Annotated in this window: 9 protein-coding genes; 1 reads left to right on the plus strand and 8 read right to left on the minus strand. The window is 71.5% G+C overall.

Going from position 1 to position 10,720, the window contains the following annotated elements:
* Window positions 1-7 precede the first annotated feature (7 nt).
* Window positions 8-3,565 carry a DNA polymerase III subunit alpha gene (dnaE, locus tag SERN_RS00205; RefSeq protein WP_135848148.1) on the minus strand — a complete coding sequence of 1,186 codons (3,558 nt, stop codon included), beginning with the start codon at window positions 3,563-3,565 and terminating at the stop codon, window positions 8-10.
* Window positions 3,566-3,676: 111 nt separating this feature from the next.
* Between dnaE and SERN_RS00210 the strand changes: the two genes are divergently transcribed.
* Entirely contained in the window at window positions 3,677-5,059 is a 1,383-nt protein-coding gene (locus tag SERN_RS00210) for a cryptochrome/photolyase family protein (protein ID WP_135848149.1), read from the plus strand.
* A gap of 67 nt (window positions 5,060-5,126) precedes the next feature.
* On the opposite strand, the gene SERN_RS00215 is transcribed toward SERN_RS00210, so the two are convergent.
* The 7 genes from SERN_RS00215 to ftsZ all read right to left on the minus strand — a co-directional run bounded on the left by SERN_RS00215 (window position 5,127) and on the right by ftsZ (window position 10,654).
* Complete coding sequence (locus tag SERN_RS00215; RefSeq protein WP_135848150.1) at window positions 5,127-6,047, minus strand: RluA family pseudouridine synthase; 921 nt, start codon at window positions 6,045-6,047, stop codon at window positions 5,127-5,129.
* On the minus strand, window positions 6,044-6,739 hold the full coding sequence (locus SERN_RS00220) for a signal peptidase II (protein WP_233251360.1): 696 nt from the start codon (window positions 6,737-6,739) through the stop codon (window positions 6,044-6,046). Before SERN_RS00220 ends, SERN_RS00215 begins: the two co-directional genes overlap by 4 nt.
* A gap of 124 nt (window positions 6,740-6,863) precedes the next feature.
* Window positions 6,864-7,565 carry a DivIVA domain-containing protein gene (locus tag SERN_RS00225; RefSeq protein WP_135848152.1) on the minus strand — a complete coding sequence of 234 codons (702 nt, stop codon included), beginning with the start codon at window positions 7,563-7,565 and terminating at the stop codon, window positions 6,864-6,866.
* A gap of 98 nt (window positions 7,566-7,663) precedes the next feature.
* Complete coding sequence (locus SERN_RS00230; RefSeq protein ID WP_135848153.1) at window positions 7,664-7,957, minus strand: YggT family protein; 294 nt, start codon at window positions 7,955-7,957, stop codon at window positions 7,664-7,666.
* Window positions 7,958-8,016: 59 nt separating this feature from the next.
* Complete coding sequence (locus tag SERN_RS00235) at window positions 8,017-8,469, minus strand: cell division protein SepF (RefSeq protein ID WP_135848154.1); 453 nt, start codon at window positions 8,467-8,469, stop codon at window positions 8,017-8,019.
* A gap of 78 nt (window positions 8,470-8,547) precedes the next feature.
* Window positions 8,548-9,387, minus strand: coding sequence for a polyphenol oxidase family protein (locus SERN_RS00240; protein WP_199241461.1), 840 nt, complete (start codon window positions 9,385-9,387; stop codon window positions 8,548-8,550).
* Window positions 9,388-9,418: 31 nt separating this feature from the next.
* On the minus strand, window positions 9,419-10,654 hold the full coding sequence (gene ftsZ / locus SERN_RS00245) for a cell division protein FtsZ (protein ID WP_135848155.1): 1,236 nt from the start codon (window positions 10,652-10,654) through the stop codon (window positions 9,419-9,421).
* Window positions 10,655-10,720: the final 66 nt, after the last annotated feature.

Raw genomic sequence — 10,720 nt, forward strand, 5'->3', positions numbered from 1 at the left:
ACCCTCCTCAGACCAGGCAGTTCGGACCGAGGAGCGCCTTCAGGTCGCCGTACAGCGACGACGTCCGATCGATCCGCAGCTGGTCACCGGCCCGCACGACCGTGCGCCCCGTGCGGGTGCGGACGTGCACGTGCAGCTCGTTCGCGCCGGGGTGGGACCGCAGCACCTCCACCAGACGCTCGAGCAGCGGCTGCGTGCAGCGCGACTCGGGGATCGTGATGGCCACGGGCGCGCCGTCGGCCGTCGAGACGATGTCGGGCAGCGAGAGCTCCATCGCCTGCACCGACAGCGCCTCGTCGCGGCGCCGCATCCGACCCTTCAGCACGACGACGGCGTCCTCCGCCAGCACGGTGGAGTAGGCCAGGTAGGTCTCGCCGAAGAACAGCACCTCGACGCTGCCCTCGAGGTCCTCGATCGTCACCGCGGCCCACGGGTTGCCGCTCTTCTTGGAGATCTTCACCGCGACCGACGTGATGAGACCGGCGATCGTGATGACGCTGCCGTCCGACCGCGACTCGTCCGTCAGCAGCGTGGCGATCGAGACGTCGCTCGCCGCGGTCAGGACGTGCTCGACGCCGGCGAGCGGGTGGTCGGACACGTACAGCCCCAGCATCTGGCGCTCGAAGGTCAGCTTCTGCTTCTTGTCCCACTCCGGCAGGTCGGGGACCTGGACGGAGAACGAGCCCGCGCCGTCGTCGAGCGACCCGAGGTCGGCGAACAGGTCGAACTGCCCCACGGCCTCCTTGCGCTTGACGTCGATGACGGCGTCGACGGCCTGCTCGTGGATCAGCAGGAGCGAGCGGCGCGTGTGGCCGAGCGAGTCGAAGCCGCCCGACTTGATGAGCGACTCGATCGTGCGCTTGTTGCACACGACGGCCGGCACCTTGTCGAGGAAGTCCGTGAACGAGGTGAACGCGCCCTTCTCCTCGCGCGCCGCGACGATGGCGTCCACCACGTTCTGCCCGACGTTGCGCACCGCGGCCATGCCGAAGCGGATGTCGTTGCCGACGGGGGTGAAGGTGCCGGCTGAGGCGTTCACGTCCGGCGGGAGCACCGTGATCTTCAGGCGACGGCACTCGTTGAGGTAGATCGCCGACTTGTCCTTGTCGTCCCGCGTGGACGTCAGGAGCGCCGCCATGTACTCGGTCGTGTAGTTCGCCTTGAGGAACGCGGTCCAGTAGGAGACCAGCCCGTAGGCGGCGGAGTGGGCCTTGTTGAAGGCGTAGTCGGAGAACGGCACCAGCACGTCCCAGAGCGCCTTGATGGCCTTCTCGGAGAAGCCGTTCTTCCTCATGCCCCCCGAGAACGGCACGTACTCCTTGTCCAGGATCTCCTTCTTCTTCTTGCCCATCGCGCGCCGGAGCAGGTCGGCCTCGCCCAGGGTGTAGCCGGCCAGGTGCTGGGCGATCTCCATCACCTGCTCCTGGTACACGATGAGGCCGAAGGTCTTGCCGAGGATGTCCTCGAGCGCCGCGGCGAGCTCGGGGTGGATCGGCTCGATCTCCTGCAGGCCGTTCTTGCGCAGCGCGTAGTTCGTGTGGGAGTTCGCGCCCATCGGCCCGGGCCGGTAGAGCGCGCCGACGGCCGAGATGTCCTCGAAGTTGTCGGGGCGCATGAGGCGCAGCAGCGAGCGCATGCCGCCGCCGTCGAGCTGGAAGACGCCCAGCGTGTCGCCGCGACCCAGCAGCGCGTACGTGTCGGGGTCGGTGAGCTCGACGTCCTCGATGACGACGTCGTCCTTGCCGTTGACCGTGATGTTCTCGAGCGCGTCGTCCAGGATCGTCAGGTTCCGCAGGCCCAGGAAGTCCATCTTCACCAGGCCGAGCTCCTCCCCGGCCGGGAAGTCGATCTGGGTGATGATCGCGCCGTCGAGCTCGCGCCGCATGATCGGGATCACGTCGAGCAGCGGCTCCGAGGAGATGATGATGCCGGCCGCGTGCACGCCCCACTGCCGCTTCAGGCCCTCGATGCCCTTGGCGTGGTCAGTGATCTTGCGGGCGTCCGGATCCACCTCGTAGAGCGTGCGGAACTCGGCGGCCTCGGCGTAGCGCTTGTCGCTCGGGTCGAAGACGCCGCTGAGCGACATGCCCTTGCCCATGACGTCGGCCGGCATCGCCTTGGTGAGCTTGTCACCCATCGCGAACGGGTAGTCGAGCACGCGGCCCGCGTCCTTGAGCGCCTGCTTGGCCTTGATCGTGCCGTAGGTGACGATCGAGGCGACCTTGTCGTCGCCGTACTTCTCCGTCACGTACCGGATGACCTCGCCGCGCCGACGCTCGTCGAAGTCGATGTCGAAGTCGGGCAGGCTCATGCGCTCGGGGTTGAGGAACCGCTCGAAGATCAGGCCGTTTGCCAGCGGGTCGAGCTCGGTGATGCCCATCGCGTAGGCGGCCATCGACCCGGCGCCCGAACCGCGCCCGGGACCGACGCGGATCGAGTTGCGCTTGGCCCAGTTGATGAAGTCGGCGACGACCAGGTAGTAGCCGGCGTACCCCTTGGACGTGATGATCTCGATCTCGTAGCGTGCCTGCTTGTCGACCTCGGCCGGGACGACCTCCCCGAACCGCGCCACGAGGCCGCGTTCGACCTCCTTGACGAACACCGAGATCTCGTCCTCGCCCTCGGGCACCGGGAAGTGCGGCATGTACTTGCCGACCTGCTCGGTGAACTCGACGTTGCACCGCTCGGCGATGAGCAGCGTGTTGTCGCAGGCCTCCGGCAGCTCGGCGAAGATGCGACGCATCTCGGCGGCCGAGCGCACGTAGTAGGTGTCGCCCGTGAAGGCGAACCGGTTGCCGCCCTGGTCGTACGTGGGGTCGGTGAGGAGCGAGTTGGACTGCACCGCGAGCAGCGTCTCGTGCGCGGTGTGGTCCTCCTGGCGCACGTAGTGCAGGTCGTTGGTGGCCACCAGCGGCGCGCCGATGGTCTTGCCGAGCTCGACCAGCTGGCGGAAGACCCGACGCTCGATCTCGAGGTCGTGGTCCATCAGCTCGATGAAGAAGTTGTCCTTGCCGAACAGGTCCTGCATCTCGCCCGCGGCGCGCACGGCCTCGTCCCACTGCCCGAGCTTGATGCGCGTCTGGACCTCGCCCGAGGGGCAGCCCGACGTCGCGATCAGACCGTCGGAGTACCGGGTCAGCAGGTCGCGATCCATGCGGGGCTTGAAGTAGTAGCCCTCGAGACTCGCGAGCGACCCGAGCCGGAACAGGTTGTGCATGCCCGCCGTCGTCTCCGACCACAGCGTCATGTGGGTGTAGGCGCCACCGCCGGAGACGTCGTCGCCCTTCTGGTGCGGCTCTCCCCAGCGCACCCGGGTGCGGTCCTGGCGCGCGGTGCCGGGCGTCACGTACGCCTCGAGACCGATGATGGGCTTGACCCCGGCCGAGCGGGCCTTGCTCCAGAAGTCGTACGCGCCGAACAGGTACCCGTGGTCGGTGATCGCGATCGCGCTCTGCCCCTGCGCCTTGACCTCCTTGATGAGGTCCGGCACGCGGGCCGCGCCGTCGAGCATCGAGTAGTCGGTGTGCACGTGCAGGTGGACGAAGTCTTCCTGGGCTGCCGGCATCCCCCGATCCTAGATCGCGCCGCCGGGCGCGCCGGGCCCGCCCGGGCGTGTCAGGAGGTCGGCCCGCACGCGTCACGTGACGCCCGGGACCCCGCGTGGCAGGCTCGAGGAATGCCTCGCTCCGCACCGAACATCTGGTGGGTCCGGCGCGACCTGCGCCTCCACGACAACCCCGCCCTGCTCGCCGCCACGGGCGAGCACCTCACGGGCGAGGCGGGCAAGCACCCGGTGCTCGCGGTCTTCGTGATCGACGACGCCCTGATGGGCCCGGCCGGGAAGCCGCGGCACGACTACCTCATGACGTCCCTCGCCCGGCTCGACGCGGCCATCGGCGGTTCGCTGCTGCTCGTGCACGGCACCCCGGAGAACGTCCTGCCGCAGCTCGCGACAACGATCGGTGCCGCCGGCGTCCACATCGCGACCGACTACGGCCCGTACGGGTCGCAGCGCGACGAGCGGGTGGCCGAGGCCCTCGGCGACGTGGAGCTCGTGCGCAGCGGATCGCCCTACGCCGTGGCCCCCGGCCGCGTGACCAAGGACGACGGTTCGCCGTACAAGGTCTACACGCCGTTCGGCCGCGCGTGGGAGAAGCACGGCTGGCGCGACGCCGCCCCTTTCCCGGCCCACGTCACCTGGGTCGACCCCGACGACGTCGACCTGGGGCGCCTGGTGCGACGCGACCTGCCCGACCCCGCCGAGGGTCACCCGCGCGCCGGGGAGGAGGCCGCCCGCAAGCGCTGGGAGGAGTTCCGCACCGACGCCGTCGCCGAGTACGGGACCGAGCGCGACCGTCCCGACCACGAGGGCACCTCCCAGCTGTCGGCCGCGCTGAAGTGGGGGGAGCTGCACCCCCGCACGCTGCTCGCCGACCTCGCCCGCAAGCGCACCGACGGCGCCGCGGTGTTCCGCTCCGAGCTCGCGTGGCGCGAGTTCTACGCCGACGTGCTGTGGCAGGACCCGGCCAGCGCGCGCGAGTCGCTGCGCGACGTCGTCGCCGACGACGTCTGGATCGGCGGCGACGACGAGCGCCACGCGCTCGACGCGTGGGCCGCGGGACGCACGGGCTACCCGTTCGTGGACGCCGGCATGCGTCAGCTCGCCGAGACGGGCTGGATGCACAACCGGGTGCGGATGGTCGTGGCGTCGTTCCTGGTCAAGGACCTGCACGTGCGGTGGCAGGCCGGCGCGCGCCACTTCATGCTCCACCTCGTCGACGGCGACCTGGCGTCCAACTCCCACAACTGGCAGTGGGTGGCGGGGACGGGGACCGACGCCGCCCCGTTCTTCCGCATCTTCAACCCCGTCACGCAGGGCGTGAAGTTCGACCCCCAGGGCGACTACGTGCGCCGGTGGGTGCCGGAGCTGCGCGGGGTGACCGGCAAGGCGGTGCACGAGCCGTGGAAGCTCGACGCGCAGCCCGCGGGCTACCCGGAGCGGATGATCGACCACAAGCAGGAGCGCGAGGTCACGCTGGAGGCCTACGGCCGGCGCTGAGGGCACCCCGGCTCAGGCCCGCGGCCGTGCGGGCTCGGCCGGGCTCGCGGCCCCGGCCCGGGGCCGGTCAGCCCCGCAGCACCTCGAGCGCGTGCGCGAGGTCGGCCGGGTAGTCGGAGGACACCTCGGTCCACTCCCCCGTCGCCGGGTGGGCGAAGCCGAGCCGCATCGCGTGCAGCCACTGGCGGGTCAGACCGACCCTGGCGGCCAGCACGGGGTCGGCGCCGTAGGTGACGTCCCCGACGCACGGGTGGCGGAGCGCCGAGGTGTGGACGCGGATCTGGTGCGTACGACCCGTCTCGAGGTGGATCTCGAGCAGGCTCGCCCGAGGCATCGCCTCGAGCGTGGCGTAGTGGGTGACGCTCGGCTTGCCGTCGGCGACCACCGCGAACTTCCAGTCGTGCTTGGGGTGCCGCGCGATCGGGGCGTCGATGGTGCCCGCCGACGGATCGGGGTGGCCCTGCACCAGCGCGTGGTAGACCTTCGTCACCGTGCGCTCCTTGAACGCCCGCTTCAGCACCGTGTAGGCGTGCTCGCTCTTGGCGACCACCATGAGGCCCGACGTGCCGACGTCGAGCCGGTGCACGACACCCTGCCGCTCGCTCGCACCCGACGTGGCCACGCGGACCCCGGCCGCGGCCAGCCCGCCGATGACCGTCGGCCCGGTCCAGCCGGGGGACGGGTGGGCCGCCACGCCGACGGGCTTGTCGACGACGACGACGTCGTCGTCCTCCAGCACGATCCGCATGCCCTCGACGAGCGTGGGCTCCGCGACCTCCACCGTCTCGGGCTCGGGCCGCTCGACCTCGAGCCAGCCGCCGGCGGTGAGCCTGTCGGCCTTGGCGAGCGGACGTCCGTCGAGTCGGACGCCGCCGGCGTCGGCCAGGGCGGCGGCCTTCGAGCGGGACAGACCCATCAGGCGGGACAGGGCGACGTCGACGCGCTCGCCGACCAGACCGTCGGGGACGGGCAGCGTCAGATCGCTCACGGGCGCCGCTCCCCGCCGTCGGTGGCGCCGTCGCCGGAGCCCTCGCTCTTGCTCTCGACGGGCTCGGGGGCCGTCCGGTCCTGGGACCGGCCGCTGCGCTCGCGCGTGCCGTCCCACGAGATCCCGAGCAGCGTGAGCAGCACGAAGCCGGCCGCCGCCGCGACGATCCCGATGTCGGCCACGTTGCCGATGAAGACGCCGTAGTCGATGAAGTCGACGACGTGCCCGACGGCGAAGCCGGGGTCGCGGGCCAGCCGGTCGACGAGGTTGCCCAGCGCGCCACCGAGGAGGGCACCGGCGGCGACCGCCCAGCCGCGCGAGCGGATGCGCGTCGCGAGCACGATGACCGCGATCGAGCACGCGACCATCGCGATCGTGAAGATCCAGGTCACCCCGGTGCCGAACGACAGCGCTGCCCCGGGGTTGAAGACCAGGCGCCACCCCAGCAGGTCGCCGAGGAACGGCACACGGACGTTCTCGGTGAGCCGGTCGAGCGCGATGGTCTTGGTGCCCTGGTCCAGCACGAGCACGAGGACGGCGAGCACGGCCAGCAGACCGACCCGTCGTCGGGGGGCGCGCGCAGCCCGTCCGTGCGGGCGGGCATCGGTCCCGGTGGCGCCGGCGGGGTCGGTCGCACCGGCCACCGCGGGCTGCGGTGCCGGGACCGTGTCGTCGGGGGTCGTCTCGTTCACCGTCCCATCCTTCCGCATGCCGGGTGTGCTCCGGGCCCGCCCCGACGACGACGGGCCCGGACCGCCGAGGCGGTCCGGGCCCGTTCGCCGTCGCCCGGGAGCGACGGCGCAGGTCGTGGAGCTGTCAGAGCTGCGCGGGCGGCCCGTCGATGCCGACGGCGCCGGCCTGCGCGTCGAGGGTCTCGACGAGGCTGCCGAGGAAGCCCTTCAGACGCATGCGGTAGTCGCGCTCGAAGGCGCGCAGCTGCGTGATCTTGTGCTCGAGCGTGGCCTGCTCGGTCTCGAGCTGCTTGAGGGTGCGCGCACGCTGGCCCTCGGCCTCGGAGACGAGCTTGTCGGCCTCCTGGCGGGCGGCGCCGACGAGGCGGTCGCCCTCGTCCTTGCCGTTGCGGACGTACTCGTCGTGCACGCGCTGGGCGAGCTGGAGCATGCCGGTGGCGGACTCGGGCTCGTTCGAGGAGGACTGGCCGGCCGGGACGACGGACGTCTGCTGCACGGGCGCCTGCTCGACGACCGGTGCGGCCTCGACGACGGGCTCCGGCTCGGGCTCGGGCTCCGGCGTCGGCTCGGGCTCGGCCACGGGCTCGTCGACGACGGCCGTGATCTGGCTCGTCTGGTCGGCGGCCGAGGCGCGGGTCTGCTCGCCGTCGGACTGCTCGAGCTCGGCGATCTTCGCCTGGAGCTCGGCGTTCTCACCCTGGAGCACGCGAAGGGTGTTGACGATCTCGTCCAGGAAGTCGTCGACCTCGTCCTGGTCGTAACCCTCACGGAACTTCGTGGTCTGGAAGGTCTTCTTGAGAACGTCGTCTGCTGTCAGCAGAGTCATGTCGTCACCTCAGTTTGGTAGAGACGCACGCATGCTCACATGCGTCGATCGCGGACAACGGTAGCCCATCGGTGCAGGTCGGCGACACCGCCGTCACCTCAACCGGCGAGCTGGCCCAGGATGAACATCAGGATCCAGGCGGCGAGCATGAGGAGCAGGAAGGCCAGATCGATCGCCATACCGCCCAGCCGCAACGGCGGAACCACGCGGCGGACCGCCTTCAGCGGCGGGTCGGTGGTCGAGTAGACGACCTCGGCCGCGACCAGGGCCAGGCCCTGGGGGCGCCACTCGCGCGCGACCATCTGGACCACGTCGTAGATGATCCGCACCAGCATGGCGACGACGAACAGGAGTACGAGGACGTACAGGACGGTCGCAATCACACTGAGCACGGATCAACTCTACGACGACTGGGTGGCCGGGCCGCGCGTGCGGCTCCGACCACCCGCGCTCAGCTCTGGTTGAACAGGTGGCTCTGCTCGGTGGCGCCGGGATCGGTGGCGACCTCGACGGAGGCCGGCGACAGCAGGAACACCTTGTTGGTGACCCGCTCGATGGCGCCGTGCAGGCCGAACGCGAGTCCGGCGGAGAAGTCCACGAGACGCTTGGCGTCGGCGTCGGACATCTCGGTGAGGTTCATGATGACGGGGGTCCCGGAGCGGAACGACTCGCCGATGACCTTGGCGTCGTTGTACGTGCGGGGGTGCACCGTCGTGATCCGGCGCAGGTCACCGCTCGGCACGGCCGAACGGGCCGCGGTGATCGGCGTCACGGGGGCGGTCCGGGCGGGGGCCTCGACCTCGTCCATCGAGTACTCCTCGTCGCTCACGCCGTACTCCAGCTCCTGGTCGCGGTCGGGCTCGGAGAGCCCGAGGTACTCCATCGTCTTGCGCAGCGCTCCCATGAGCGTCCTCCTCCTCGGTCACAGCTCCTGGCGAGCCCGTCCGCCTGCGACGCTATCCGTCGCCCCGCACCACGGGCGTCAACGCGTGCGGCGTGTCGCGATCGCACCGGCGAACCGGCCGGTGACGCCGTCGCGCCGGTGGGAGAAGAACCGCGGATCCTCGTGCGTGCAGACCGGCAGCACGCGCACGTCGACCCCGGCGGCCTGGAGCTGGGCCAGCACCCCGGCCGGCAGGTCGAGCGACGGCGTGCCCCACGACGTCGTGGCGGCCGCCTCGGGGACGACGGCGGCCACCTCGTCCCGCAGCTCCTGCGGGACCTCGTAGCAGCGACCGCAGATCGCCGGGCCGACCACGGCGCGCAGCACGACGTCGGACGCCTCTGCCCCGCGTCCCAGGGCCTCGTGGGCAGCCCTGCCCAGCGCGGCCACGGCGGCCGGCACCACTCCGGCCGCGAGCCCGCGACGCCCGGAGTGCACGGCCGCGACGGCGAGCGTCGGCCCCGCGGGTGCGTCCGCCCCCGCGTCCGGGGCGAGCGTCGCGGCGAGCAGGACCGGCACGCAGTCGGCGGCCAGCGCCGCGACGCCGCGTCCCCGCTCGGTCGTCACGAGGGCGTCGACGTCGGGCGTCCCACCGTCGCCGGGGGTGGCGGCGGGAAGGACCCCACCCTCCCCCACGCGCGCGACGTCGCGTCCGTGCACGGCGCGCGCCCACGTGATCGGTGCGCCGAGAACCCGCGCCACGCCGGCGCGGTTGGCGAGCACGGCGCCCGGGTCGTCGGCGACGCCGAGCCCCAGGTTGGCGCCGTCGTAGGGCGGGCGGCTCGCCCCGCCCCCGCGCGTGGTGAAGAGCGCCGAGACGTCGACGGCCAGGTCGACCCGCAGGACCTGCGGGTCGACCTGGCCGTCGACGTGCGTCACGTCACCTCGTCCAGCGTGCGCCGGGGTGCGTCTACTTGAGGAAGTCGGGGACGTCGAGCTCCTCCTCGCGGCGGGAGCGCTGCGGGCGCTCCTCGACCACGACGGGGCGCTGCGGCTCCGGAGCCGCCACGACGGGGGCGCTGTCGGTCGTGACCGGCGTGGAGGGCTCGTAGCGGATCTCTCCGGCGCGCTCGAGGTCCTCCTCCCGCAGCTGGGCCGGCACGGTCACGGCCGGCTGCTGGCGGGAGACCTGACCGATGCCGCGGTCGCGCTCGGTGCGCTCGGCCCGGGCCGGCGGCGCGACGGGCGGCTTGGTCGGCGTCCCGCTGTCGAAGCCGGCGGCGATGACCGTGACGCGGACCTCGTCGCCGAGCGTGTCGTCGATGACCGTTCCGAAGATGATGTTGGCCTCGGGGTGCGCGGCCTCCTGGACGAGGCGGGCCGCCTCGGTGATCTCGAACATGCCGAGGTCGCTGCCGCCCTGGATGGACAGCAGGACCCCGTGCGCGCCGTCGATGCTGGCCTCGAGCAGCGGCGAGGAGATGGCGAACTCGGCCGCCTGGAGCGCCCGGTCCTCCCCCGTCGCCGAACCGATGCCCATGAGCGCGCTGCCCGCACCCTGCATGACGGACTTCACGTCGGCGAAGTCGAGGTTGATCAGACCCGGCGTGGTGATGAGGTCGGTGATGCCCTGCACACCGGAGAGCAGCACCTGGTCGGCCGACTTGAACGCGTCCAGGACCGAGACGTTCCGGTCGCTGATCGAGAGCAGGCGGTCGTTGGGGATGACGATGAGCGTGTCGACCTCGGCGCGCAGCGCGTCGATGCCGGTGTCCGCCTGCGTGGAGCGACGGCGGCCCTCGAACGTGAACGGGCGCGTCACCACACCGATGGTCAGCGCGCCGAGCTGGCGGGCGATGCGGGCGACGACGGGCGCGCCACCCGTGCCCGTGCCACCACCCTCGCCGGCCGTCACGAAGACCATGTCCGCGCCGCGCAGCACATCCTCGATCTCCTCGGCGTGGTCCTCCGCGGCCTTCTTGCCGACCTCGGGGTCGGCGCCGGCGCCGAGACCGCGGGTCAGCTCGCGGCCGACGTCGAGCTTGACGTCGGCGTCGCTCATCAGGAGGGCCTGGGCGTCGGTGTTGACCGCGATGAACTCCACACCCTTGAGCCCGGCGTCGATCATCCGATTGACGGCGTTCACGCCGCCACCACCGATGCCGACGACCTTGATGACCGCCAGGTAGTTCTGCGGTGTCGTCACGTTCGTCCCTCTCGTCCGCGCCCACCCGCTGGGAGGACAGTGCGTTCAACCTTCACCCTCAGGCTG

This window comes from Serinibacter arcticus (assembly GCF_004786095.1).
Lineage (GTDB): Bacteria > Actinomycetota > Actinomycetes > Actinomycetales > Beutenbergiaceae > Litorihabitans > Litorihabitans arcticus.